Source organism: Methylobacter arcticus (genome assembly GCF_050917435.1).
Classification (GTDB): domain Bacteria; phylum Pseudomonadota; class Gammaproteobacteria; order Methylococcales; family Methylomonadaceae; genus Methylobacter_A; species Methylobacter_A titanis.
The window spans coordinates 1,415,485-1,442,093 of the sequence record NZ_CP159583.1 but is presented as its reverse complement, the minus strand read 5'-3'; the positions used below and the strand labels follow the sequence as shown (position 1 = coordinate 1,442,093).

Annotated in this window: 21 protein-coding genes and 1 tRNA gene; 7 read left to right on the top strand and 15 right to left on the bottom strand. The window is 45.9% G+C overall.

The window, feature by feature from the left end; translation table 11 throughout:
* Positions 1 to 17 precede the first annotated feature (17 nt).
* The 4 genes from ABXJ76_RS07015 to wecA (ABXJ76_RS07000) form a co-directional block, all read right to left on the bottom strand.
* Positions 18 to 2,282, bottom strand: coding sequence for a polysaccharide biosynthesis tyrosine autokinase (locus ABXJ76_RS07015; protein WP_432745489.1), 2,265 nt, complete (start codon positions 2,280 to 2,282; stop codon positions 18 to 20).
* A gap of 302 nt (positions 2,283 to 2,584) precedes the next feature.
* Complete coding sequence (locus tag ABXJ76_RS07010) at positions 2,585 to 3,808, bottom strand: polysaccharide export protein (RefSeq protein ID WP_432745487.1); 1,224 nt, start codon at positions 3,806 to 3,808, stop codon at positions 2,585 to 2,587.
* 444 nt (positions 3,809 to 4,252) lie between these two features.
* Positions 4,253 to 5,371: a UDP-N-acetylglucosamine--undecaprenyl-phosphate N-acetylglucosaminephosphotransferase gene (gene wecA, locus ABXJ76_RS07005; RefSeq protein ID WP_432745485.1), complete on the bottom strand. Its 1,119-nt coding sequence runs from the start codon at positions 5,369 to 5,371 to the stop codon at positions 4,253 to 4,255.
* Positions 5,372 to 6,369: 998 nt separating this feature from the next.
* A complete protein-coding gene (gene wecA, locus ABXJ76_RS07000; RefSeq protein WP_432745483.1) occupies positions 6,370 to 7,488 on the bottom strand; it encodes a UDP-N-acetylglucosamine--undecaprenyl-phosphate N-acetylglucosaminephosphotransferase in 1,119 nt (372 codons plus the stop codon).
* Between the two features lie 1,106 nt (positions 7,489 to 8,594).
* Between wecA (ABXJ76_RS07000) and ABXJ76_RS06995 the strand changes: the two genes are divergently transcribed.
* From ABXJ76_RS06995 to ABXJ76_RS06970, 6 genes are all read left to right on the top strand, one after another.
* The gene (locus ABXJ76_RS06995) at positions 8,595 to 9,047 is read left to right on the top strand and encodes a low molecular weight protein-tyrosine-phosphatase (protein ID WP_432745481.1); all 453 of its coding nucleotides are present in this window, start codon (positions 8,595 to 8,597) and stop codon (positions 9,045 to 9,047) included.
* A 267-nt stretch (positions 9,048 to 9,314) separates the two neighbouring features.
* The gene (locus tag ABXJ76_RS06990; protein ID WP_432745479.1) at positions 9,315 to 9,926 is read left to right on the top strand and encodes a paraquat-inducible protein A; all 612 of its coding nucleotides are present in this window, start codon (positions 9,315 to 9,317) and stop codon (positions 9,924 to 9,926) included.
* Positions 9,923 to 10,534 carry a paraquat-inducible protein A gene (locus ABXJ76_RS06985; RefSeq protein WP_432745477.1) on the top strand — a complete coding sequence of 204 codons (612 nt, stop codon included), beginning with the start codon at positions 9,923 to 9,925 and terminating at the stop codon, positions 10,532 to 10,534. The genes ABXJ76_RS06990 and ABXJ76_RS06985 overlap by 4 nt, the downstream gene beginning before the upstream one ends.
* A gap of 2 nt (positions 10,535 to 10,536) precedes the next feature.
* Positions 10,537 to 12,117: an intermembrane transport protein PqiB gene (locus ABXJ76_RS06980; protein WP_432745475.1), complete on the top strand. Its 1,581-nt coding sequence runs from the start codon at positions 10,537 to 10,539 to the stop codon at positions 12,115 to 12,117.
* Position 12,118: 1 nt separating this feature from the next.
* On the top strand, positions 12,119 to 12,715 hold the full coding sequence (locus ABXJ76_RS06975; RefSeq protein WP_432745474.1) for a PqiC family protein: 597 nt from the start codon (positions 12,119 to 12,121) through the stop codon (positions 12,713 to 12,715).
* A gap of 88 nt (positions 12,716 to 12,803) precedes the next feature.
* A tRNA-Lys gene (locus ABXJ76_RS06970) sits at positions 12,804 to 12,879 on the top strand.
* 524 nt (positions 12,880 to 13,403) lie between these two features.
* On the opposite strand, the gene ABXJ76_RS06965 is transcribed toward ABXJ76_RS06970, so the two are convergent.
* From ABXJ76_RS06965 to ABXJ76_RS06915, 11 genes are all read right to left on the bottom strand, one after another.
* The gene (locus tag ABXJ76_RS06965; RefSeq protein WP_432745472.1) at positions 13,404 to 15,725 is read right to left on the bottom strand and encodes a phage/plasmid primase, P4 family; all 2,322 of its coding nucleotides are present in this window, start codon (positions 15,723 to 15,725) and stop codon (positions 13,404 to 13,406) included.
* A 155-nt stretch (positions 15,726 to 15,880) separates the two neighbouring features.
* Positions 15,881 to 16,135, bottom strand: coding sequence for a hypothetical protein (locus tag ABXJ76_RS06960; protein WP_432745470.1), 255 nt, complete (start codon positions 16,133 to 16,135; stop codon positions 15,881 to 15,883).
* Positions 16,135 to 16,344 carry a hypothetical protein gene (locus ABXJ76_RS06955; RefSeq protein ID WP_432745468.1) on the bottom strand — a complete coding sequence of 70 codons (210 nt, stop codon included), beginning with the start codon at positions 16,342 to 16,344 and terminating at the stop codon, positions 16,135 to 16,137. The genes ABXJ76_RS06960 and ABXJ76_RS06955 overlap by 1 nt, the downstream gene beginning before the upstream one ends.
* A gap of 131 nt (positions 16,345 to 16,475) precedes the next feature.
* Positions 16,476 to 17,255: a hypothetical protein gene (locus tag ABXJ76_RS06950; RefSeq protein WP_432745467.1), complete on the bottom strand. Its 780-nt coding sequence runs from the start codon at positions 17,253 to 17,255 to the stop codon at positions 16,476 to 16,478.
* The gene (locus tag ABXJ76_RS06945) at positions 17,255 to 18,322 is read right to left on the bottom strand and encodes a tyrosine-type recombinase/integrase (RefSeq protein WP_432745465.1); all 1,068 of its coding nucleotides are present in this window, start codon (positions 18,320 to 18,322) and stop codon (positions 17,255 to 17,257) included. Before ABXJ76_RS06945 ends, ABXJ76_RS06950 begins: the two co-directional genes overlap by 1 nt.
* Before the next feature lie 535 nt (positions 18,323 to 18,857).
* Positions 18,858 to 21,707 (bottom strand): methyl-accepting chemotaxis protein, encoded by a 2,850-nt coding sequence (locus tag ABXJ76_RS06940; protein WP_432745463.1) that lies wholly within the window; start codon positions 21,705 to 21,707, stop codon positions 18,858 to 18,860.
* A 230-nt stretch (positions 21,708 to 21,937) separates the two neighbouring features.
* Positions 21,938 to 22,666, bottom strand: a complete 729-nt coding sequence (locus tag ABXJ76_RS06935) for a response regulator transcription factor (protein ID WP_432745461.1) — start codon at positions 22,664 to 22,666, stop codon at positions 21,938 to 21,940.
* Positions 22,663 to 23,337: a sensor histidine kinase gene (locus ABXJ76_RS06930; RefSeq protein WP_432745459.1), complete on the bottom strand. Its 675-nt coding sequence runs from the start codon at positions 23,335 to 23,337 to the stop codon at positions 22,663 to 22,665. The genes ABXJ76_RS06935 and ABXJ76_RS06930 overlap by 4 nt, the downstream gene beginning before the upstream one ends.
* A 240-nt stretch (positions 23,338 to 23,577) precedes the next feature.
* The gene (locus tag ABXJ76_RS06925) at positions 23,578 to 24,522 is read right to left on the bottom strand and encodes an IS1595 family transposase (RefSeq protein ID WP_432741523.1); all 945 of its coding nucleotides are present in this window, start codon (positions 24,520 to 24,522) and stop codon (positions 23,578 to 23,580) included.
* Between the two features lie 74 nt (positions 24,523 to 24,596).
* Positions 24,597 to 24,983: a PAS domain S-box protein gene (locus ABXJ76_RS06920; protein WP_432745457.1), complete on the bottom strand. Its 387-nt coding sequence runs from the start codon at positions 24,981 to 24,983 to the stop codon at positions 24,597 to 24,599.
* Positions 24,984 to 25,227: 244 nt separating this feature from the next.
* Positions 25,228 to 25,449 (bottom strand): hypothetical protein, encoded by a 222-nt coding sequence (locus ABXJ76_RS06915; protein WP_432745455.1) that lies wholly within the window; start codon positions 25,447 to 25,449, stop codon positions 25,228 to 25,230.
* A 320-nt stretch (positions 25,450 to 25,769) separates the two neighbouring features.
* Here ABXJ76_RS06915 and mutM point away from each other — a divergent pair, with 320 nt between their 5' ends.
* Positions 25,770 to 26,585, top strand: a complete 816-nt coding sequence (gene mutM, locus ABXJ76_RS06910; protein ID WP_432745453.1) for a bifunctional DNA-formamidopyrimidine glycosylase/DNA-(apurinic or apyrimidinic site) lyase — start codon at positions 25,770 to 25,772, stop codon at positions 26,583 to 26,585.
* The last annotated feature ends 24 nt before the right edge of the window (positions 26,586 to 26,609 follow it).

Genomic DNA, 26,609 nt, shown 5'->3' with positions numbered 1-26,609 from the left:
ATTGACAATGTGACCATTTAATTGGATGTTTGATAATTGTATTGATATACATATTTCCCATAACCGGAGCCATAGTTTGACGAGGTTTTTGGCAAGTCGTTAAACACGATGCCTTTCATATGGACGCCAGACTGAGCTAAACGTTTGGTGCATTGTTCTAACTCGCGCATAGGATGTTGGCCGGCTTTAACAACCATTAATGTCGCGCTTGCCATACGGCCTATAATGCAGGCGTCGGTAACAGCCAAAATAGGCGGTGAATCGATAATGATATGATCATACTGTTCGCCCAGAGTCTCCAATAACTGTCCGAGACGCTCATGCAGCAATAGTTCTGACGGATTAGGGGGAATTGATCCGGTGGGAATAAAATCGATATTGGCCGCAGCAATATGACGGACGGCTTTATCCAGGGTGGTCGCGCTGGAGATTAGATCCGATAATCCACCTTCTCTGTTTACGCCTAAAACCTTGTTGATAAAACCTTTACGTAAATCACCGTCTATCAGCAGGATTTTTTTACCCGCATCGGCTAACACGGTTGCCAGGTTGATTGATACGAATGATTTGCCAATACCAGGACTGGGACCGGTAATCATAATGATATTATTTTGCGCTTCTAAAAAAGCAAAATGTAAGGTGGTACGCAAACTTCTAAGGCTTTCTATCGCCAAGTCTTCTTTGTTTTCCACTGCTAAAATCATGGGTTGATCGTTATGCTTTTTGTCTAATTTTTTTAGCTTTTCGCTGAGTTTTATTTGTTCATCACTATGAGGAATAGTGGCATAAACCGGAATATTGAGATGCTTTTCTAATTGATCAGGATCTTCAACACCACGACGCATCATTTTGCGAATAAAAACCCAGCCTACGCCAGCAATTACCCCCAATATCAACGACACTGCAATAATTAACAGTTTTTTAGGCTTTATTGATTCAGTGGGGGGAATTGCTCCATCAATAATCCTTACATCGCCAACGGTACCCGCTTTGGCCACTTTTAGGGTTTGCGCGTTGTTGAGCAATGTGGTGTAAAGCTCGTTGCTGACTTGAACGTCGCGAGATAATCTTAGGATAGCTTGCTGGGTTTCCGGCAATGTTTCAATTTTTTTATCGTTTGCGTTCATCTGTACTTGTAGTCGGGCAATTTGTTTATCAATCGCTACAACTGCTGGGTGTGATTCGGTAAATTTGCCGCGTAATTCGTCTCTTTTTTGCTGCAGAAGGGTAAGCTGTGTTTTGATTGCCACCACACCGGTCAGAACGTTTTGTGTTTCAATATTTAGATCAATTGAACCTTTGTTGGCTCTAAAATCGTTTAAGGTTGTTGTCGATACTTCCAACTGGTCTTTGATGGCAGGTAATTGTTTATCTAAAAACTCAAGGGTATTTTGTGCTTCTTTGGATTTCTGCTCAACATTCTGCTTTACGTAAATATTAGCCACTTCGTTGAGTGTCCGTGCCGCCACAGCCGGGGAATTAGATTCGAAGGTAAAACTTAAAATCCCACTGCTTTTGCCTTTTTCAACGACGGCAAGATTCGTAGACAAGTCATTAATACCGCTGGCTAAGGATTTTTTCATTAGCGTAAAGTGTGTGCCTGGCCGCGCTTTTAACAACGACACAAACAGGGTAAGCGTTTGCTGATTATCTGCCAGTTGTTCGATCAGCGGTTTTCCAACTTCACCTTCAAGAATCAGTTGATTGTCATCCACTAAGGTAAAGTGACCTTGTTCGCCGGCAATCAATGTTAATTCTTTATCGACCCAGCTTTCAGGTGTTGAGAAGGTATCAATACGAATTGACTCGCCGCCCCAGGCATATTGATCCAGTCCGAATAGCGGCGCGGAAACCTGGTCGGTTATGTTCTGTTGTTGAAAGCGTCTGGCGATGGCTGCACCGATCTTTGGAAAGTATGTTGGTTTGGCGATAATATCCAGATTGAGATTTTTAACGGCTTCCCCCAAAATCTTTCGTGATTTAATTATTTCTATTTCCGTCGATGCCGATTCTTTACCTGCCATTAATGATGATACCGATGCCAAGGCATCAAGGGAGTTTGACTTCACTTCGACCTGCAGCATCGCATCAGCTTTGTAAATCGGTGTATCTATCAGTGCTTTGGCCACCCCTAGCGTTAAAAAAACTAAAGTTATAATGGCAATCAGATACTTGCCATCCACAATGGTCGCTATTAATTCTCCCAAATCAATTTCATCATCCTCTTGGTTGGCTTGATAGTTTCCTGGATGATTGGTTATAGCTGAATGTTGGTTTGTCATGCTGTCGTCTATTGTTGGGATAATTTTTCTAACAGTTTGTGTGAAAAATCGATCAGATTAAACCATAAGAAATCTTTGAATAATGTGAATTCATTCATGGTTCGACTATTCGATAAGCTCGCGAACGTAATCAACTTGCCCTAGGGGGTCTGTTGAAGCCTTTAGCGTTAATGCTTAGTTCTTCGACTATTCTCAGCAGAGACTTATCGAAGAACTTAAGCATAGATTCCTTTTTTTAGAAGCATTCAAAAATTTTGATCTGAATCATGCGCATTTATCCAGCCACAGCATCATTGATTTAATTACTGAGCAAGAAACGGTTGTACCTTCAAAGAACCGTCAAATATATTCAACAACGTAATGGTGGGTTGAATTTGAGCAATGATTTGATTCCAGCGGATACCCTCAGCTCGATCAACATAGACCACATCGTGTGGTTGCAAAGGAAAGCGATCGGCTAACAATAATGCGTCTGGCGATTTTGCATCCAGATGGAAAATCTCTGGTTTATTGACCCCGCTTCTGAAGACAAAGATTCGCGCTGCATCTGATGTATCTTGATTAACGCCACCAGCATCGCTAAGCGCTTCAGCTAATGTCATCCGCCCCTTATTCATGAAAAGACTGCGTGATCTTGCTGAATTACTTCCGCCAATCGTTGTTTCGCCTAAAACAAATATTTTGTTGAAATTGTTATCCGCTACATTCAGCACGTCACCGTGCTTTAACATTATATTTTGAGTAATATCGCCACCCTCATAGAGCGACAAGAGATTAATACTGTAGGTTTTTCCGTCACGGGTAAGCGTAACGTTGCGTTGATCAGCGGTGTCAGCTTTTACGCCACCGGCACTATTGATTGCTTCCAGGACGGTCAAGGGAATATCTTTTACTAATTGTATGCCGGGTTGATTGACTTCTCCGACCACATAAACCCGCTGGCTACGATACGAAGTTACCCGCACATCCAGTTGAATTTGTTCGATATATTTGGATAATTTTTCAGTTAACTCGGCTCTTATTTCTTCAACTGTTCTTCCGGCTGCTGTTACTATGCCCGCATAAGGGTAGAAGAAAGTTCCGTCCTCGCCCACAACATTACCGGCAGTTTCAGCCGATCGAAATTCACCGGCTGGAATAGTCAATTCGGGATGTTCCCATACGGTAATATTAAGAATATCTCTTGGGCCAACCAAATATTGCTTATAGTCTTTTGAGACAGGAGTACCTTTTACGGTTTTTGAGCCTATGCGATAATCAAAATAAAGATTAGCCGCATTATTGGAACCTAAACTGCGATTATTGACATTCTTTTCCAGCTCGATAATTTTCTGAGCAGTGATGGTCTGGATATTGAGTTTCTTTAATAGGGTTTCATTATTTTCCCCAATCGGCATTTCGATACTGGATTGGTTGGCGAATGGACTCACGTGCATCCCGGGAATAATGGTGCAACCGGTAAGAGTGGCTAGTATCAACAAGATAAGTAAGGATTTTTTTCGCATATTATGGGCTTGGGTATTCAAAATTGAATTTTTCTCTATTCTCGACTGACTCTGACACAATTAACATGTGAGTATATTTTTAAAAATAGACTATTTACGGGAGGCAATGTGATTAAGTCGATGTATCTCATGCTATTACTACTTGCTTATACACTTTAGTCGGTATGGAGGATTTCATATACTGGCTGCTATTGGTAAGATCACATAGCAAAAAACGAACATACCCGTTTTCATTAGCCCTTTACAGGCGAAACGATTAGTCGCTTACGAAGCGATGAACGTAAAGGTTTTAATAAATTTTAAACTACGAGTTTGCCGTAGAAAAAATCCCATATCTCTCGCAGTTGCAAAAGCTTGCTCACGCTAGTACCTACATCCATGTAGGCAACGGCGATTTCGAAAAACTTACATTTTTGCTAGGCAAAAAACGCACCGTGAAAACACATGCCTATCGCTTCTAGGAAGCTATTTGTCATCACTACGCTCGAACTCCGGTTCCGTGACAAACAACAAGCGTAGGGAGTTATTCATTCTGCGTTGGTGTTTATGTTCTCGCAAATGCCGGGTAACTTTCACCATCTTCCATGCATGGCTCATACCCCAGTAATAGAGCGCAAAAACGATGATAAACCCGTAGAACATAAGCCAGTCAGGCGCATTAAACAGAATATCCCCTGCTAACCCTATTACGGCCAAGGACGTGGTAAACGATAAGATGATGAATAAAATCGCATATCTTCCATAGCCTGCAACCTGGAGAATATGGTGGAAATGCTCTCTGTCAGGCGCAAATGGCGACCGGCCTTTTCTTATACGACGTATTATGATGCACAACGAGTCCAAAATGGGCGCCCCAATAAGCCATAATACGGTAACAGGCGAAAAGATTTTATTGTCGCCCTGCGATGCAGAAATAACCAGCCAGCAAATACTAAAACCAAGCAACATGCTGCCCGTATCACCGAGAAAAGCCGGTGCTTTTTTTCGTCCTGGAAAGGGCAGGTTAAACAATAAAAATGCGGCTGTAGCCGGAGCAAGGATGAAACAAAATAGCAAGGAGTTGGTGGAATTATAAGTAAGGCACAAAATCGACAGCAGCAAATAGACAACTAATGAAGTGCCGCCCGCTAAGCCGTCAACGCCATCAATCATATTGAAGGCGTTAATGCCGCCTACAATGGCAAACACCGTAAACAAGGTCGAAAACATACCCAGTTGTATTTCACCAAACCCTAATAAATTACCTAAGCTGGTTATCTCAACGCCACCCCACTTTATCATGATCAGCGCCGCAACTATTTCTGCGGTTAAACGGACTTTAAAGTTTAAGTCTTTAAAATCATCAATTAATCCAGTGATAACAATGATGGTGACTGCTGTCAAAAAAGCCATATTTACCGGAACGTCCACACCTTGTGTCAGGATGATGTAAGTGATGCAAAGGTAGATCGCCAAGCCCCCAATCATCGGGATTTCTCCCTGGTGTGTTTTTCGTGAACTTGGCTGATCGGTAAGACCGATTTTAAAGGCAACCGGCCTTAACAATATCATTGCAGCTATCGTTATAAAAAAAGAGCTGCTCATTAGCATGGTTAAGTATGATGTTTCGAAATTAGTCAAGACAGTGTCTCCTGGTTCGCCAAAGTGGGTATGGTAGTAGTGCCAGCTGTGGCCGCGGTGTTCCGATTTATCAGCATAAAAAGCGGTGAAAACAAGATTACAACGGTAGTTAATTGAATTTAAAAAACGACTTTTTCATTATCTTCCTTAAATAATTAGGGGTGTATATTGATTTCGTACAGACATGAATTATTCAGTGATAAACTTTGAGCTATATTATTCGATTTAACCTTAATGGCCGCTTAACAAATGGGATTGCCTGATGGTACGCCGAGATTGAATTTTCATTTCTTATTAAATATAAGAATTTAAGATCATGAAATCAAAGACAAAATTTTCAAGTTTACTACCTATGGAGCTGTTTGTTGCAAGTGGCATAAACGACAGATATCACTTTTATTTCAATTATAAATACTGGGTTTGTTGTTATAAAAGCTCACGCTCTTACTAATATTCTAGCTATTACATTCAATAGCGTCAGTTTGCGATAAGGGGTGCATCCATGCCAGCATTCCGTTCAGCTAACATTCGACGCTCGGCAAGTAAAAGAGAGTGCATTTTTGACTACAGGGAGTCGCTATTTTTAGCGTCTCCGTCCAAAGAAAGCTGCAACAATTACACCACGGCTATCAATGCCTGCGACTACCTCAGTCGTCCTGCATTTCTCGTTCACAGCCGATGAATATTATCCCAAGACTCGCAGCTTCCGCATCCTGCTCACGCTAAGTACCTACATCCGTGTAGGCAACGCGATTCCGAAAAGCCTACATTTTTGCTAGGCAAAAAACGCACCGTGAAAACACATGCCCCATCGCTTCTGGCATAGCGATCTACACAAGTTATGCGCTCGCTGTCACGCAAGAGTGTCACCACCATTAAGTTGACGCATGGACAGGGTTGTGGGGGCGTGGGAACGCATAATTCAGGAAAACGTGTACAGATAGCTATACGCTTCTGGGGAGCTATTTGCCATTACTACGCTCGAACTCCGGTTCCGTGACAAACAACAAGCGTAAGGAGTCGTTCCCTCTATGCTCGTTTTTATGTTCTCGCAAATGTCGGGTAACTTTCACCATCTTCCATGCATGGCTCATACCCCAGTAATAGAGCGCAAAAACGATGATAAACCCGTAGAACATAAGCCAGTCAGGCGCATTAAACAGAATATCCCCTGCTAACCCTATTACGGCCAAGGACGTGGTAAACGATAAGATGATGAATAAAATCGCATATCTTCCATAGCCTGCAACCTGGAGAATATGGTGGAAATGCTCTCTGTCAGGCGCAAATGGCGACCGGCCTTTTCTTATACGACGTATTATGATGCACAACGAGTCCAAAATGGGCGCCCCAATAAGCCATAATACGGTAACAGGCGAAAAGATTTTATTGTCGCCCTGCGATGCAGAAATAACCAGCCAGCAAATACTAAAACCAAGCAACATGCTGCCCGTATCACCGAGAAAAGCCGGTGCTTTTTTTCGTCCTGGAAAAGGCAGGTTAAACAATAAAAATGCGGCTGTAGCCGGAGCAAGGATGAAACAAAATAGCAAGGAGTTGGTGGAATTATAAGTAAGGCACAAAATCGACAGCAGCAAATAGACAACTAATGAAGTGCCGCCCGCTAAGCCGTCAACGCCATCAATCATATTGAAGGCGTTAATGCCGCCTACAATGGCAAACACCGTAAACAAGGTCGAAAACATACCCAGTTGTATTTCACCAAACCCTAATAAATTACCTAAGCTGGTTATCTCAACGCCACCCCACTTTATCATGATCAGCGCCGCAACTATTTCTGCGGTTAAACGGACTTTAAAGTTTAAGTCTTTAAAATCATCAATTAATCCAGTGATAACAATGATGGTGACTGCTGTCAAAAAAGCCATATTTACCGGAACGTCCACACCTTGTGTCAGGATGATGTAAGTGATGCAAAGGTAGATCGCCAAGCCCCCAATCATCGGGATTTCTCCCTGGTGTGTTTTTCGTGAACTTGGCTGATCGGTAAGACCGATTTTAAAGGCAACCGGCCTTAACAATATCATTGCAGCTATCGTTATAAAAAAAGAGCTGCTCATTAGCATGGTTAAGTATGATGTTTCGAAATTAGTCAAGACAGTGTCTCCTGGTTCGCCAAAAATACGGTTTTAGATATAAAATCTAAACATTTAAAGTTAAGGTATTACGGCAAAAAGTTTCAAATTTTTGCCGTAATACCTTTGAATTAGTAAAGAAAATTAAGTGCTTGATGACACATTCATTAAGTCGCTTAGGTGCTGTCGAATGAATAGAACTAAACAACTCGCCTAATCAAGTTTAAAGTTCAAAAAAGTGGGTTGTTACAATTTTTACTGCCCTTAGTTTTGTTTTATGATTCAACCAAGGTTATTTTCTCTCTCACCCCTCTTAATGCGCTCCCTTCAAATTCCAGTAAACTCGTCTATTTTCGGTTCGTGCTGATATCAGACTTCATATGCTTGATTATGACTTGCCATTTTTGCGCAATGTATGATTTTATCGCTGCATTATCATAAGTATTTACATTCCCTTGACTAGAATCACCGATCAATCAGGATGAATTGGGTGGTCATTTTTTGGCTTTTGATTCAGTATTTCAATATGACCACTTTTTACAGTATCAGCCTGATAAAAATTGTGAAACAGTTCCAGTTATTGCGTTTTAATCACTACATAGTTATATTTTTATCGTTTTTTAATGGTTGTTTACCATTACATGATATGACAATTGTATTTTTATCCTGGAGTAGCGTCCCCCCTCCCCCCGCCGTTCAGAGCAAGAACATAAGCGGCTCAGTAGCGAGTGATTTTCTACATCCGATATTCTTTTAAATTTGTTTAGCAAAATAAGCCCCTTGTTGGTAAGATTTTCTCAGCAGAAAAGACTTTAAATAACTATCAGCGATAACCAAGTGACACTAGCGACCTCTTGAATGCCATAGCAAATAAGTAAAAAATAACCGTCAGATAGACGGAACTAGTCTGTAAAATGAGGTGAGCTGTGCAGCAATGCCGCTAGCAGCAGAAACGAGTGAACAGTAGCGATACACACTTACTCCTGAGTTCTATCAGGAATCCCTCGCCTTGAGCTGGGGAGGATGTCAATAATCGAATTATATGTCGAATGATTTTAGGGTCGTCAACCTAATAAAGGGAAATATCAATTTTGTTCAATAACATACTAGTTGTCTGTGTAGGCAACATATGCCGTAGTCCCATGGCGGAAGCAATTCTTAAAGATGCCCTTTCTAAAATAAAGCAGAATACTTGTCATGTTAGTTCTGCGGGAATCGGTGCTTTGGTTGGTCACAAAGCCGATGCCAAGGCGAGTCAACTTATGACGGCAAGAGGATTGGATATTTCCCCGCATCGTGCTTGTCAGTTAAATAAAGAAATGATTCGAAAAGCTGATCTAATTTTAGTGATGGAACTGGCTCATAAAACGGATATCGAAACCAAGGAACCCAGCGCTAAAGGAAAGATTTTTAGATTAGGCGAATGGGAAGGACATGACATCCCCGACCCCTACCGATTGAATCTAAAAGCTTTCGAGTCTGCGCTAGCTCAAATTGATCAAGGCGTAAGCCAGTGGATCAAGAAACTTTACAAAAATCTTTAATCTTGAAAATCAAAGTAATGACTTCCTTATATAAACTCATCGTTTATTGCAATATAGGTTTTCACAATTGATGTCACCAACAGAAATTAAGCCGTTACACGAAATTATTTACACCCTCTAAAAATTGCAGATGCGACCCATTACCCGACGCCGGTAGGTGGAAGGAGCCCATCCCATCGCCTTACCGCGTTCACCCTTTTGCTAAAAATGACAACCGGAGATTTGACAGGGATAATAGTCGTCACACGCTAAACATTGTCGCACAACATGAACCAAACAAACCTCACCGCCTGCCCCGAGTGTGATTTATTACTCAACCCCGGCGCGCCTGTAGTCGGTGACAAGGCGCACTGCCCCCGTTGCGGTTACCTGCTGCAACGGCCGCGCAAACAAAGCATCGAGCGTACGTTTGCCTTGTCTATTGCCGGGTTGATCTTGATTTTCCCGGCCAATTTAATGCCGTTGGTCGGTATTAAAATGTTCGGCAATACTAAAGACGGCACGTTGTGGTCGGGCGTGGCTGCGTTATTTGAAGAACAGCTGTGGGGGGTTGCGGTACTGGTGTTTTTATCCAGCATTATATTTCCATTGCTGAACATAGTTTTATCCTTGCTGATCAGCGCGCATCTTTATTTTAACCAGCCGAACCGGCATCTGGCGCATTGGATGCGCTGGCTGCAACACCTCGATGAGTGGGCGATGCTGGAAGTTTATATGCTGGGCATTATTGTCGCCTGCGTTAAACTTTCTTCCACGTCTGAACTTAAATTCGGTTTTGGGCTCTACGCGTTCGTGGCCTTGCTGATCGTGACCGGCATGCTGACGAGCAGTCTGGATAAGGTTTTGTTCTGGCGGCAAATCGGGCAATTAAGAAAATGAAAGCCAAAAAGACCGCCCTGTCTCAGGGTTTTATCCGTTGTCATGATTGCGGCTGTTTATCAAAGCAGGCTGGCAAAAACAGACTTTGCCTGTTATGCGGCGGCCGCTTGCATCCAAGGCTGCCCAATAGTTTTCAACGCACCGCCGCCTTGCTGTTAAGCGCCTTCTGTTTGTATATTCCAGCCAATATTTTTCCGATCATGACCATCACCAGCTTGGGCGTCGGCGAGCCGCACACCATTATCGGCGGCATTATGGCGTTGATTAACGGTAATATGGTGCCCATTGCCCTGCTGGTTCTGGTCGCCAGTATTCTGGTACCCTTGTTAAAATTACTGGGAATCAGTCTGCTGTTACTCAACGTTCATTATCGCTGGCAAGGCCGTGCAAAAAAATGGACTATCCTTTACCGTATTATTGCTTTTGTCGGCCGCTGGTCGATGCTGGATATTTTTATGATCTCAATTCTGGTGTCTTTGGTTGACATGGGCGGTGTGGCTCAGGTTATCGCCGGGCCTGCGGCAACAGCATTTGCGGCGGTCGTGGTGCTAACCATGTTTGCCGCGAAAAATTTCGATCCACGATTACTATGGGATAACCAGCGCTAAAAATGAATGACTTTATCGACCCTGATGCGTCAGAAGTGACCATCAATAAAAAAACAGAATTGCCGCTGGTGTGGTTTTTACCCTTGATTGCCCTGCTGGTCAGCGGCTGGCTAATCGCCAAATCCTACAATGAAAAAGGCCCGGTTATCACGATCAGCTTTCCTACCGCAGAAGGTCTGGAAGTGGATAAAACCAAGATTAGATACCTAAATGTAGAAATCGGCAAAGTCACCGCGATCTCCATCAGTGACAACTTAAAAACCATTCTGATTACCGCGCAAATGAACAGCGCTGCGGCCGGTTATTTGAACAAAAATACCAGCTTCTGGGTGGTTCGGCCTCAAGTGGGCTTGGGTGGAATTTCCGGGCTGGGTACACTGCTCTCGGGACCTTATATCGCTATCAAACCGGGCGATGGCAACAAAGAAGATCATTTTACCGGCCTGACCACCCCGCCCTTGTTAAAAAACGACGCCGAAGGCTCGCACTTTATTTTGGAAACCAATAATCTAGGCTCTATGAGGCCTGGAACGCCGATCAATTTTCACGGCATCATCGTAGGCGAAGTCCTCAGTCACAAGCTATCTGACGAAGCGGATGCGATACGCTTAACCATTTTTATCAACAAACCCTACGATCAGTTCGTCAGGAAAAACACCCGTTTCTGGATAGACAGCGGCGTCGATTTATCTGCCAGTGCCGATGGTTTTAAAGTCAGAACCGGGCCGTTGATTTCCTTATTAAGCGGCGGCATTGCCTTTCGCGCTTCTGCCGAAGACACGAATGAGAATATCCGCCCTGAAAACAGTATCTTCCCACTGTACGATACTTATGCGCTATCGACTCAGGTTGTTTATCAAAACACCTTAAAATACGTCATGTATTTTAACGGCTCGGTACGCGGCTTAACCGTAGGTGCGCCGGTGCAATTACGCGGCATTCCTATCGGCAGAGTTACCGACATCAATCTGGAGCTGGATAAGAAGACCGCTGAAATTCATATTCCGGTCACCGTGGAACTGGAACCGGATCGCATCATAGAAATCAACAACCCAAAACATATCAGCGATAAAGACATGATGGCGCAACTGATTAACAAAGGCCTGCGCGCACAATTACAAACCGGCAGCCTGCTGACCGGGCAACTGTTGGTCGATCTCGATTTTCATCCGGAAAGCAAGATTGTATTCAGCGACAATAAAAGCGTCTATCCCGAGTTTCCCACCACCGCCAGCTCGCTGGATCAATTTACCCATTCGGCCAACATTATCATGAATAAGGTCGCCAAACTGCCGCTGGAAGACTTAACGACTGAAGCCAATAAAACCCTGCAAGCATTGCAAAGCACGTCAAAAGCGGCAAGCGGCATGCTGGCGACCGCTAAAGGTACACTCGATACCGCCGACAAAACCATGACTTCGGCACATCAGCTATTAAGCACGCTGGAACCCGGCTCAACCACCCACTACGAACTGGATCAATTGCTCCAAGAACTGACCCAGGCGGCAGGCTCGGTCAAACAACTAGCCGATTATCTGGAACAAAATCCCAGCTCATTAATTCGCGGCAAACAAGAGCAGTAAAATGGCAAATCAACTCTCAAAATGGTTAATATTACTACCGGCCTGCACCCTGCTCTCTGCATGCCTATCGACGCCACCCACCCAATTTTATCTATTAGAACCGCTGAGTGAGCCACCTTCTTCCTCAGCGACAGCAGAAAAAAAACGCCAGATCGGCATAGGCCCGGTATCCATACCGGCCTTATTGGAGCGCAAGCAAATTGTCACCCGGTTACCGGATAACAGCGTAAAAATCGCCGAATTTCATCAATGGGCATCGCCTTTAAAAAATAATGTCGCACAAGTGCTAACCCATAACCTGGCTACATTGCAACCAAACGACCTGATCAGGGCCTATCCCTGGAGCGCCTACGGAACGGTCGATTATCGCATCGTCATAGACATCATCAGATTCGACACCCGCCCTGAACAGAGCGTAAATTTTGAAGCCAACTGGTCGATAATGAATGAAAAGAAACATACTTTGCTAAGCAATGGTCACACAAAAATTGAGCATCCATTAAACGACTCATCCTACCCGTCTACCGTCAAAGCACTGAACCAAATCCTGAGTGAATTCAGTCAGGAATTATCCGCGGTACTGGGTAAATTAAACTGAAGACCTGATAAAATAAGCACTGCGAGTAGAGCAAAAGGAATTTTGTTCTTGGATTAAGTGAGTAAATCCTTTAGAATTGTCGGATCTTGGGGTGTTAGCTCAGTTGGTAGAGCAGTGGACTCTTAATCCATAGGTCCAGGGTTCGAATCCCTGACACCCCACCAATAAAATCAAGGCCTTACGAGAAATCGAAGGCCTTTTTTATTACCTAAAATTCCTTCACGTTGCACTCACGTTGCAGTTGAAAATAAAAAACTATAATAAACTGCAACCGTTGCCAACAATTCAGGCACAAAAAAGCCGGTATTCCCCGGCCTTGATTATGGTATTGAATCGTTACCAAACTCTGTCATGGCACATCATCTCACTTTGGGAGGCCATTCCCCGGCCATTGATAAGTAATGGCTTGCATCAGCATGTCGCCAATTGATGAAGCAGAATAAGGCGGTGCGTCGCCATTGTCTTGAGATATTGCCATTAAGGTTAATCGTCGGTTCGTTGTCATTTTCATAGGTTTCTAATTGTATACTAACGCCGGTATACAACTAGATACCGGAATTTAAAGTTATCGGTTTTTTGGTATCAAGTGCAGACAGTGCAGATAAACCGTGTTTTCTTATTAGCTCCTATAAATAATTTCCGTGTGGCTATACTGAAAACGGGTTTTATCTGCACTGTCTGCACTGATTCACCTGCCGCTTGCTGTTCTGTAATCGCCTGAATAGCTCGAATTGGAAACCGTTAAACCAGACCAAAGGCTTGCCCCGTTTGACCTGCGGCTATTAAACCCACGTTCACCTAGTCGCCTGCCTAGTGCTATGTTGCTATTCGGCCTTAAACCGTTTTCTATGCACCAGTTTTTGTAATTGGTATAAATGTCGCTTGAAGATGCTTCATTCATTGGTGACAGGTCGCAACACTCAGACAGCCAGTTACCGATTAAATCCTGTTCTACCTGATAAGTTCCGGTAGCCTGCTCGATGGTCTTGGGCGTGTCTTTCAATCCGCGTTGCTGCCAATCTAAACAGCCCTCAACCATCCACGCCAGAATATGTGGAGCTTCGGCCTTGAGTTTATCCGATAACCCCGCGTCCCGTTCTTCCGGTTTGAATGTGCGCTTGAACGGTATCAACCGAACCCGCCGCCAAATGCCGTGGTCATTGCCTTTAATAATCGGCTTATGGTTGCCCAGCATCATCAATTTGAATTGTGGTGTGAATTGGAACGGGTCACAATGCAACTTCCTTGCCGTCATGGTGTCGCCAGATACCAAACTCTTAACCAGTGATTCAGCCAATGCCGCGCCGTCCTCGGTTTCCGCGCAAACTGCCATTCTTGCGCCTACCAGTTCGGCAAGGTCGGGCGTTGCGCTTCCTGCTGCCCTCTTAGATTCCGTCAAAGTCTCCGAAGCAATAGCTCGCGCATAGTCACATAGGATGTAACGCAAAATATCACCAAGAACAGATTTACCGTTAGCGCCCAGTCCGAAACAAAATATAAATATCTGCTCCGACGTTGAGCCGGTCAGCATGTAGCCGCACCAGCGTTTAAGCCAATCTATCAGTCCCGTATCATCCCCGAAGATTTGCGTTAAAAACGCCTGCCAGCGTACCGCCTTGGATGAATCGCCCAGCCGGTCAACACTCAATGACTTGGTGATTAAGTCTGATTGCAGCGCCGGTCTTGCTCTGCCTGTTCTCAGGTCAAGAACCTGTTTGGCGTTATCAAATCCCACCTTGAACAAATCGGCATCCACTAACGCAAGCGGTAAGCGTACCTGCTCGAAGTCTTGCAGTAATGACACGGTAGCCAAGACGGTTCTTTCTTTCTGGCTTGTTCTCGACCACTTAGCAAAATATTCTGCATCAGCCAAATGTAAACCGCCCTCGTTATAAATCTGTTGCGGTAATCTTGCCGCCATTACTCGAATCATCGCCCCGTCAACGTCCCAATTCCACGCACCACCGCGCCATTGAAGCCACGCCTTGGCATCGTGCACATAATGAACATCGCCGCCGTGGGCATCCTCCAATCGCGCCGCATTGCCTAATTCTGATAGCGGCCGGGTGTTGTCCGTTCCATCCCTCGAATCAGTACCCGATAAAGCCGGGGTATCAAAGGCAATATGCACAACTGGCAACTGCATCAACTCGAAGTGACCGCGTACCGCATCCAGACCGTCGGACTGCTCAAGGTCGTTAAAATCCCCGCCACCGTCCGGAAAAATGGCTGTACCTGCCATGGCTTGCGCTGCCTCCGTTGCCTTGGTGCGTCCGGGATTGCCAGCGGTTTGAGTGTCATCATCACCGGCAATAATAAAAGTCGCTTTGGGGTAACGTTTCCGCATAGCCTCCGCGACACACTTTAAATTGCCAGCCGAAAAACACACACAAACCGCGTGGCCGGTTGCTCTGTGTAGCGTATCAGCCGTGGCGAACCCCTCACACAATAGCAAGGTGTTGCCGTTCTCAGGTGTACCAAGCCAAACATGACCGCCACGCATTTTCCCGCCCTTGGCAAAGCGTTTGCCGCCATCAGGTGCTATGCGTTGGAGCGATTGAAGCTCACCGGCCAGACCGTAGACAGGGATTAACAAATTTCCGTGAACATCAACACGCGCCATGTTCGGATTGCTACCTTTGCGCGTCAGATATGGGATTGAATCAGGGGCAGGCGGTGACGCTTCCCATTCAGCCAATGATTGAATGGCCCCTTGCTGATAGTGGGCTTCTTTTTCCAGCTTCCGCGCATTGTTCGCCGCTATACAATCCCGCTTGAATTTTGCCTGCTCCGCTTCATTAAATGGTTTGTCCCGTGCTTCCTGCCATGTGTGCTGTTCACCAGTACGATTACAGCCAAAAGTCGCACCTTTGCCATCAGCGAATTTAAAAACCCAACCTGCCTTGTCTCCGTTCTTCCCGTTTGTGGAAAATCTCAATGTTTGACCGACGGGAATAGTGTCGGGTGGCTCGAAGCCTGCCGCCCTCATTGCATCGTTTAAAGTAGACATCAATTACGCACCCCTTGCGATTGATACCCAGACCGCCAGCCGGATAAATTCAGCCTTTACGCGGCCAGCAATTAAGGTAAAATCATTTTGTGGTTTTTGGTATTGGGTCGCTGGTCTGGTCGTACAGTCAGCGGCCTTTTTAATTTCGGTCTGCATCATGCCCCCAATTCACGGGCTAAAACTCTATCTTCCTGCGTAAAACTGTAACGCCCCGGCCAGCAAGAATTGCCGTCTTTGTCGAACCGTTCTACTCGTTCGCATGGGACTGATAGACCTTTGCGCCTTAGCCCTGCCACAAGCTCTGGACTATTGGAGCATCCAGCAATGAAGTCTAAGTTTTCGCGCATGACTGCGCCGTTTAATAGTGCGTTAATGGCGCGTTGTTCTCGCTTGGTTAATGGGCGCCTCATTACGCCACCGCCTTGTTTTGTGATTCAATCCAAGCAAAGAACTTGGCATCATCAATTAAAACTTTGCGGCCAATGCGAACAATTGCGCCGGACTTAGCAAGGCCGTTGGTGTTTTCGTTGAATATAAGAGCGCGTAGGCCGCCAAGGGTGAAAGCTGGTTGTTTTGCGGTGAATTGATTTACTGTTGATAGAACTGGTGTCGTTGTCATATCTAATTGCCTATTGTTGAGTTTAGCCGGTGCGTTTTGCTCCGGCTTGTGGCAATTAAATCTCTCGCGGGTGTAGGTGTTCGAAGTGGCGGCTCGTGGGTGTTCGTGGGCGTTTTTTATAACCTTATGTTTTAATGATTAATTATTTCCTTGCCTCGTCTTGCATAACTTTCGTGGTGTTCCATTCTCCATAGTTCGTTGATTCCGGCCTTCCAAGCTCTATCAAAAGCTGTTTCGGCTTTAAACAATTCTGAATAATCCGACTCACAGATTAATCTGATAGTCCCTTTTTCGCCGTCTGGTATCTGCATCGGCTTAAATTGCTTAATCTTCATAGCATCTAAAATAGCCTCCTGCTGTTTTTCTAGTTTGGTTAATGGCTTCTTTGTTTCTGTTTCTGCATGGCTACCCGCGCCATCATTTGCCACGGCTTCGGCTTGCGGTTCAGTTGTAGGCGTTTCAATCTCGAAAGCGTCAAACCATGCAGCAATAAACTTGCTTGGCTGTACATGCTGTTTTTTCAGATATTCGGCAAAGTCTAAAGGGCTGATTGTGTATTTTAATTGAAGTCCTACAGGCCATAAAATAGCACCATCAATCAAGTGTTCATGGCATAGTGGGATAATAAAATGCCTTGTTGGCGCGACACCTGTCCAAAACTCCGGCGGTGAATCAGTAGCAACACCCCATTGTTGCGGTTGTGTGGCAAGTTCTCCCACTTCCCCTGCTTTTGTTAGGCATACATCCCATGCTAAATAATCCGGGCCTTCTATGTCGCCAGATTGAAGAACTGCAATATCATCAATGCCTAATCTTTCCGGCCATGTGTCAGATAAAAACTCATAGCCATGAGCATCAGATAATAATTTTTTCCCATGCTCCAAGGCTGTTTGATTTTTTATAGTCACCATCAAACACCCCCGAATATTTTAGCGTTCATACTGGCAACCACGTTGCTTACATGCCCGTCCGATAAGTGCGCGTAACGCTTAACCATGCTTAAGGTTTTGTGTCCTAAGACTTCGGCTATCTCAGCCAGTGACGCGCCGTTCATCGCCAAATAAGAAGCGGTGCAATGTCTAAGGTCATGCCAATGAAAATCTGTTATCTGTGCGCGTTCCATTGCATGTAAAAAAGCCTTGCGTAAATCAATCGGTTTCTGTGGGTTTCGGTTGCTTGGGAATAGTAGCGTGGTATCAATACGCCGAACCTTGGCATGTTCTCGCAACAGCTCCAAGCTATGCCCTGCCAATGTAACGCGCCGCCGTTCGCCGTTCTTGGTTTCGTGCAGGATTAGAAAGCCGTCCTTTAAATTAACATCCGGCCATTTAAGTTCCATTTGTTCAGCCTGTCTCATGCCGGTGGACAATGCCAGAATGACACACGGATAAAGCAAAGGGTTGGGTGATTCCTTGCAGGCAGTTAAGAGCTTGGCGCGTTCCTCGTCATCCATCCAGCGCACACGGCCTTTTGACTCTTTGGGCTTTTTAACTTTTCGCATCGGTGAATCTTCCAGCCATTGCCATTCATTAACCGCAACACTGAACGCATGGGATAACGCCGCCATGTAGCGAACCACTGTAGCCGGATTTCTTACATTGCCGCGCGGTGTGGGTTCAGATAATAGCTTGTCTCTGACCTCAACAATTAAGGCCGGTGTTATATCCGATAACAGATAACTTCCCAGCTCAGCTTTCCAGCGTTCCATCTGTGGCCGCTGTGCCGGGGCTTGTTTTGGCTTGGTGGGCAATACATCCTTAATGTAGCGGTCAACCAAATCGCCTAACGTGTGCTTTTTGGCCTCGGTGGTTTTAAAGTGTCGCCCCTCCCTGATTGCGCTCTCGGTGTCTTGAACCCATTTCTTGGCATCAGTAAGCCGGTTAAAGGTGGCGGTTTGTGCTGGGTAGCCTTTCAGCCGAATTTGTGCGGTGTAGTACGCCTTACCGTCTGCGGTTTGTCGTTTAGTGATAGTTGCCATGATTGCCCCTATGGGATAGCAACCGGCTTTCTGATATGATGCTTTCAGCCATTGCTTAACCCTGAATTAAGTTATTGGTAAGGCCTTGCTTGGTGCTGATACACCCGCGAGGCCGCTTTGTTTCTAGGGTTTGATTATACTCTCACGTTGCACTCACGTTGCAATTGAATATAAAAAAGGGCAATAAATGACAATAACAGGCAACAAGACAAAACAGTTAAGCCATTGAATTATTTATTATTGTTTGTTGTGTTGTGTTGTGGTTTTTTGATAAAACTAGACTCTTAATCCATAGGTCCAGGGTTCGAATCCCTGACACCCCACCAATAAAATAAAAGCCTTACAGATTTATATTTGTAAGGCTTTTTTTCTTTGAAATTGTGACCAATATGAGGCTACATTTGCTCAATAGCCCGGTCAATCCGTCAATATTTAGCTGATACAAACAAACCGCAACACTTACACCTTATTCCAAATACAAAAAATGTTAAGGCAATGTCTTTTGGTGTATTTCATGCCAAGTCGCTCAACCTTGTTAAAATTCCTCCCACTCATCATTATAGGATAGCGCCTGTGGCTTAGGCTTGGCTACCGGAGCATGACCCTTAATATTGCTTCCTGCATTCCTGACAGCCTGCTGATGCCGTTGCTGCATTTTGGGTGCAGCGTCCACGAAGGAACCCGAAGTACTGCGCGAGTTACCGCCCACTTTAAAACCGCTCACTGTAACCGACAGATTTTGTGCCTGTTCTTCGAGTGATTCTGCTGCGGCGGCGGCCTGCTCTACCAATGCTGCATTCTGTTGAGTGACGTCATCCATTTGAGCGATCGCCTGATTGACCTGTTCGATACCGGCGGTTTGTTCCATTGAGGCCGCACTGATCTCTGACATCATCGCCGTCACGCCACGAACGGAACTTACGATGTCTTCCATGGTTTTCCCCGCTTGAGCGACCAGTTTAGTGCCGCCTTCAACCTGCTCTACCGAATCCGCAATCAGCTTTTTAATTTCTCCAGCTGCCGTGGCCGCACGTTGCGCGAGATTACGAACTTCCACGGCCACCACGGCAAAACCACGGCCTTGATCACCTGCACGGGCCGCCTCTACGGCAGCGTTGAGAGCAAGGATGTTGGTCTGAAAAGCGATGTCGTCGATCACCGAAATAATGGCGACAATCTTGCCTGAAGATTCATTGATACCTTCCATGGTGGTGACGACTTTACCGACGACCACGACACCTTGTTCCGCGATTTCGGAAGCGCTGACAGCAAGGTGGTTAGCCTGCCTGGCGTTTTGGCTATTCTGTTGCACGGTAGACGTCAACTCTTCCATACTGGCGGCGGTTTGCTCCAGGCTGGCGGCTTGCTCTTCGGTGCGGTGCGACAAATCATTATTGCCGGAGGCGATTTCTTTAGATGCCGTGTTTATGCTGTCGGTGGCTTCCTTGATTTGGGTGATGATGTCGTTCAGTTTTTCTACGGTAGTATTGGAGTCATCCTTGAGCCTTCCAAAAGTTCCGCAATAGTCATTGCTGATGGTTTCGGTCAAGTCACATTGGGATAAAGCACCCAGTACTCGCGCCACCTCATTAAGCGCGCTTTCGCTGGTTTCCAGCAGCTGATTCATGCCTGAACCCAATTGCAGTATAAAGCCATCCTTGTCTTGCAAATCCAGGCGCAGACTCAAGTCCCCCATAACCGAAGCATGCACGATAGCGGCCACTTCTTTTTCCACGGCGACTTCGGCGGTTCGATCCAGCCATTCAGCGACCGTACCCAGCCGTGATCCTTGTGCGTTAACCATCGGATTGGCAGTCACCACCATAGAGTGACTACCCAGCAACATCCTGGCTCTATAAGTACCGGTCAAGGATGACAGCAACTGAGCCTGGTGCGGCGGGCTTTTGTGGAAACCATCAATATTGGTGCCCACTAATTTGGCAACAGAGAAATTCGGTAATTGCTGGCGAATCTCCGCTTCATTCTTGCCCATAATATCGACCACCGCTTTGTTGACATAGACGATATTACGGGCATTATCGGCAATCATCACGCCGGTGCAGATGCTGTCCAACGCAATTTTGACGCGCAAATTCTCATCAGAGATACGGTTGATTTCGGCGATATCGAAACCGAGTTTAATCTGCATCGCTTTAAGCGAATCCATCACCTTGCCAAGTTCATCCTGCCGTTCAATCTCAATGGTGTTGCTGTAATTGCCCTGGGCGAGTTGACCGAAAGTTACAATTGCCGATTTAAGTGGCCGCACGATGGCTCGGATCAGCGTTATACCCAACCATAGGATCAGTGTCAGGCCAGCTCCGATCAAACCCATGGAAATTTTTTGAGTCTGGTCATAATGCGCTTGCGATAGTTCGTATTCCTGCCTGGCGGTATCTTGCTGCAGCTGCATCAGTTTTTGCAGTCCTTGGTCGACCGACACGTACAGAGAATGAATCTTGTCGACTGCGATGCTGTTTGCCAGAACCCTATCACCGCTACGCAACGCCCCGACAGCCGGTTTCAGGGCTAATTCGACGAAGTGATTCATCTTTTCGGCTAAGATGTCAGCCAGCGTTATTTCTTCCGGGCTGAGCGTGGCAGCCCTATATGTATCCCAGATTCTGGTAATTTCTACGATATTCTGTTCCACTTCAGTGGTATTTTTCTGAATGGCTTCGGGCGTTGGCGTGATTAGGCTGGCGGCAATGCGCAGCCGGTTAGTGATCAGCAGTTTCTGGATAGCGGCAAGCTGGTTTATCGGAATCGTGTGACCCTGATAGACAGTGCGCAAACCATCATGGGCTTTACCCATGCCGAATAGTCCGATGCCGCCGATGACCGATAACAGCAGCGCCATGATGGCTATGACTGCTGTTAAGCGGGTTTGGATGTTCAAATTCTTCAATAGGTTAAGTTTGTTCAGTAACGTTACTTTGACGACTTTTCCATCCTGGATTTTTAGTTTGCTGGCTTTACCTTCTTGGAATAGCTTATAGGCAGCCGTTGCCGCCTCTATTTGCAAATAGCTGGGTTTGCTGCGGACAGACATAAAACCAATGTGCTGATTGTTTTCGTAGACTGGCGCAGCATTAGCCAACACCCAGTAATAATCGCCATTTTTACAGCGGTTCTTGACCATCCCAGTCCAGGAGCGGCCGGCTTTTAGTGATGACCACATATCATCAAATGCTTCAGATGGCATGTCGGGATGGCGTACTATATTGTGCGCTGTCCCTATCAGCTCTTCTTGGGTAAATCCGCTGACTCGAAGGAAATCGTCATTGATATAAGTAATCATCCCTTTTAGATCGGTCTTGGAAACAATGGAATCACTGTCTTTAAGGACGTATTCCACGCGGGTTACCGGCATATTGATTCTCATAACTTATATTCTGGTTTCATTAAGTGTTAATAATGGGATTATTGATAGAATTGCCTCGCGCAACGTAATAGAAAATAGTGATTAAATCTCTGTGGCAGAGCAGCAAAAAATGAACGACTATACCAGATATTAGACTTATAATTTTTCTCAATGATAAACCGATTCAGGCTGTCAAAACATGGCAAGATCTTGCAGTTTATTGCATGAATATGTTTTTTTTGTACCGGGTGTTATTGGATTATGGCAGGGGCAGTAAAGGCATAACCGTGCATATGCGCGGTTTTGATCGGCAGGGGTTCGTTTAGCGTGGCGTTGGCTTTTTTGCGTAGGCGGGCCAGCAACACATCCAGCCGCTCATTGCGATTAATAATGCGCCGACCGATGATGTCGTCGGCAATGTCGAATTTGGATATCGTCTGTCCCTGGACGGCAATTAACATCTGCAACAAGCGATATTCGCGGGCGGTCAACGGCAGTACCGCTCCGCTGGGCGAGGTTAGCGTCCAGTGCTGACCGGACAGGCGCCAGCAGAGGGCATCCTCGAATTGTATCAGGGTAGCCTCGATAGGGGGATCAACATCCGCGTCTTTGCGACGTACCATCGCGTTGATGTTGGCAATCAACTCGTCCAGATTGACCGGCTTTACCAGATAACGGTCAGCACCGGCATTGAGGCCTGCGAGCCGGTCTTCCAGAGTGTCGCGTGCACTGACAATGATAATGGCTAGATGAGGTATGCTGCGTAGATGCCTGGCGATACTGAAGCCGTCTTCGCCGGGCAGACCGATGTCGATCATAACCACATCGACCGGATTAATCAGCAGTTGTTTATAAAAAGCGTCCCCGTTGCCGACACCCCAAGCGATATAGCCGGCAATGTGCGGATATTCCAGCGTGCTTTGCAGTAGGTCGTAGTCGTCTTCTATAATCGCGATGCGCGGTGGTGTGTAAACCGTCATAAAGGGCGTTTTGTAGTCAGATTGATCGCTAATTTTAATGGAAATACCACTGTGACGCAGGTACCGACATTACCCCGACTGTTTATCTCGATGCTGCCGTTATGCAATTCGACAATACTTTTCACCAATGCGAGGCCAAGTCCAGCACCAGGAATAGCGGCTACACTTCGGCCGCGCATGTATTTCTGAAAAACCAAAGACTGTTCCTCGGCGGGAATGCCTAATCCTTGATCGATGACCTTGAAGATGCAGGACAGGCCATTACAGCTGATACATAGCCTGACCTGGCTTGCTGTCGGCGAATATTTAATGGCGTTGCCCAGTAAATTAAGCAGCAGGATGCGCAGCAGTTGCGGATCAGCCTCAAGTGTCGGCAGACCGTGCTCAAGCTCAGTGATGATCTGGTGCGCCCCGGATATGAGTTTGGCGCTGTCTTTGACCGATGCCGTCAGCTCCTGAAGATCAATAGCGGCCGGTTCCAAGGCCAGACCGTTACTATTTAGCCGGTCTTCAGTCAGGCAATTGTCGAGAAAGCTGGACAGGCGCATAACCCCACGACGAATACGGGAAACAATCGGTGTGCAATCAGATACCGGTGAGATTTTAATAGACAACAACTGAGCAGCCGTATCGATGACGGCCAGCGGCGAACGAAATTCATGCGAAACCATGGCAATGAACTGACGTTGTTCGGCCAAGGTTCGTTCGGCGATTTCCTTTTCGTGTATTAATTGTTGTGTCTGTTTACGCTCGGTAATATCGGTGAGCGTGATTCACACTATCGGAACCTTATCGTCAGTCGTCATCAGCAGGCAGTTAAGCTGGACATAAACTAGCGAATTATCCGCGCGTTGAATAGCGAGCTCGAAACTATGCAACTCTTCTGAGGATCGGATCATACCCTTACCTGATTACCCATAATCCTCAGCCATCTTCAGTAGCCGCATAGGCATAGGTGGTGTTCTGACTGCAACGTAACATAGGCGGGGCAGCATATCCTCAAGGACAAATCGCCGATTGAAGCGATAACAAAATTCTGCCAAATAGCGCGGAAGGTGTTTATGATTGATAGCGTGATAAGTCCCGTCAATCGACCTTTTGACATTACCTATCATCGTATTGACCCAAGTGAAGGGTTCCAGCGAGACACATTCAGGGCCTCCACCGGTTACGATGCTGGTATGCTGGCATCCTGCCTTGGTAACAGCGGCAAAACAGGCCAGTCCGTCCGAGACCACGTGACTGTCGGTGCTAAGATGGCGCTTCGCCCAACGAGTGATTTCTTTGGAGCGGAACCCGTTGACCACAGTCATGTTCATGGCAATAGGATGTCCTTTTTCGTTGACCGACACAGCCGCCACAAAAGGTGTTTTGTTGGGTGAACCCCGTCCACGCTTGCCTCCCCGATGTTCGCCGCCCCAATACACGTCATCCAGTTGGATGACGCCGGATAACGGCTTACTATCATCACGCTCCTTCATTACCTGCATCAGCTTCTGTTTGATGCTCCAGGCGGTATTGTATGAAACACCTAATTGACGGCGCAGTGAAAGGGCAGAAACGCCAGTTTTTGCTTGTGTGGTCAAGTGGATCGCGAGAAACCAAGTTGTTAACGGGAGTTTCGTCGCAGAAAAAATGGTGCCACTAATGAGGGAATGTTGATGGTGGCAGTGATTGCACTGATAAACCACTCGTGTTTTCAGGGAGCAGTAGCTTTGCCCACCGCATTCAGGGCAAACATAGCCTTGAGGCCAGCGCCAATGAAACAAGGCTTTTCGGCATTGCCCTTCACTCCCATAATTTTTCATGAACTCGCCCAGGCTATAGCCTTTTTGAAATTGAACTTTGTTTTTCATGACGTTATCCCATCCGTATGGTAGATACTGTCAGTATAGACATTCTTGTAACATTGGCTGTTCTTTATGGGTAATCAGGTACCCTTAAGCAGAAGATGCCAACGGTCGCCGTCCTTAGCTGCGACTAAAGAAGCGAAACGACGGTTAATGAGCTTTTCCCGATCCATTCCGAGGAGTCTAGCTCCGGTGAGGTTAATTTCGGCAATTAGGCCTTCGTGGGTAAGAGTCAGGTAACCTACCGGAGCAAATTCATAAAGGTTGACATAACGGGCACGGGAGTCATCCAGAGCATTATAAGCGCGCCGCAATTCCTCGTTTTGCATCTCCAGTTCAATTTGGTAGACATGGAGTTCCTCGAGTAATTCTTCGGCCGGTCGAGTCGCTGATTTCGTAACAGGTGCATGGGGAAGTTGCGCTTCAGCTTTTGCCCGTAACGTAGTAGATCTTAGTTTGTCATCCATGGAACTCCAACTAGCTGATATCGGGATTACCCGCATCCCATGAGAAAGTGCTATCCGCGAAAAGCATTAAAAAATAAAGGGATACTGATACCGGTGTAGGGCGTGCCGTGCACGCCAGAAAGTAGCGAAAAAGGCGCGCACGGCACAATCTTGTTCAAATAATACGCTTTTTGAGCCGGTGCGCATAACCTCAGTTATTTTCTGGCTGGCGAGTTCAAAATAAAAACCAGTACAACTCACGCTATTAATCGTAACTCGCATCGTTAGATCCGGTATCGAAATCATACTCATGCTCAATATCGGAGATTTCCGATTTTCTACGCCTTAAAAAAATTCTATTGCCTTCCGGTGATTCCAGAATCATTTCAACACAACCACCCGTTATAAAATCATAAGAGAGTATTTTAAAATCGCTAGACATACCCTGAACTTTTACATGATTACCTACCGCCCAGGCACTGCTCATACTTTTTTTCTTCATTTGGTAAAATACATATTGCAAACAACTAACGTAGTGCCAAGCCAACAAACCGCGAACTAAACACCGACCGATTATAATTTATGTTTAATAATTAAAAAGACTATTTCAACAGACTGTCTTGCTTTAAAAAAAATCAGTTATACGACCCACGTAAACTATTTCATATCATAATGTGATGATGCCGATGCATCCCTAGCAGCAAAGCATCCCCCAGCAAGCGATGAAAGCCCCTAAATTCGACCGGTATATCCATGGTAGAATTCACATCATAATCAAAAACCAGTCCACATCAAGAACCAAATCCTATGCCGGAATTACCTGAAGTTGAAACCACCTGCCGAGGTATTGCGCCGCATATTGAAGGCCAAATGATTAAACAGGTCGTTATTCGCCAACCGAAACTGCGTTGGCCTGTGCCCGAAACACTCAATCAGATACTAACCGGACTGACCATTGAATCCGTCTCCAGAAGAGCAAAGTATCTGCTATTTTCCACCGCTTCAGGCACCGTGCTTTTGCATTTAGGCATGTCCGGCAGTTTACGGATTATGTCCACGGATCAGGCAGTCGGCAAACACGACCATATCGATTTTATTTTTAATGACGGAACGGTACTGCGCTTCAATGATCCACGCCGTTTCGGCGCGGTGTTATGGACATCGGAACCTGCAGCAGAACATCCGTTGCTCAAAAATTTAGGCCCCGAACCGTTGTTAGCCGATTTTAACGGGGAACTGCTTTATTCTTTGTCCAGAAACCGTAAAACAGCAGTTAAGTCATTCATTATGAACAGCCATATCGTTGTTGGCGTCGGCAACATTTATGCCAATGAAGCCTTGTTCATGGCCGCCATACAGCCTACGCGCCCAGCCGGAAAAGTGTCTTTAGCCCGCTATCGAAAACTGGCTGAATGTATTCGCGTGGTTTTACAGCAAGCCATTGGGCAAGGCGGTACAACGTTGAGAGATTTTGTCAATGAAGCCGGAAAACCCGGTTATTTTCAGCAGCAACTCAAGGTTTATGGTCGTACCGGGTTACCGTGTGTTAGCTGCAATCAGCCGTTAACGGAAATCAGGATAGCGAATCGGTCAACGGTATTCTGCGGAAATTGCCAACGATAAACCACTATAAGCGGATGGCCGCAA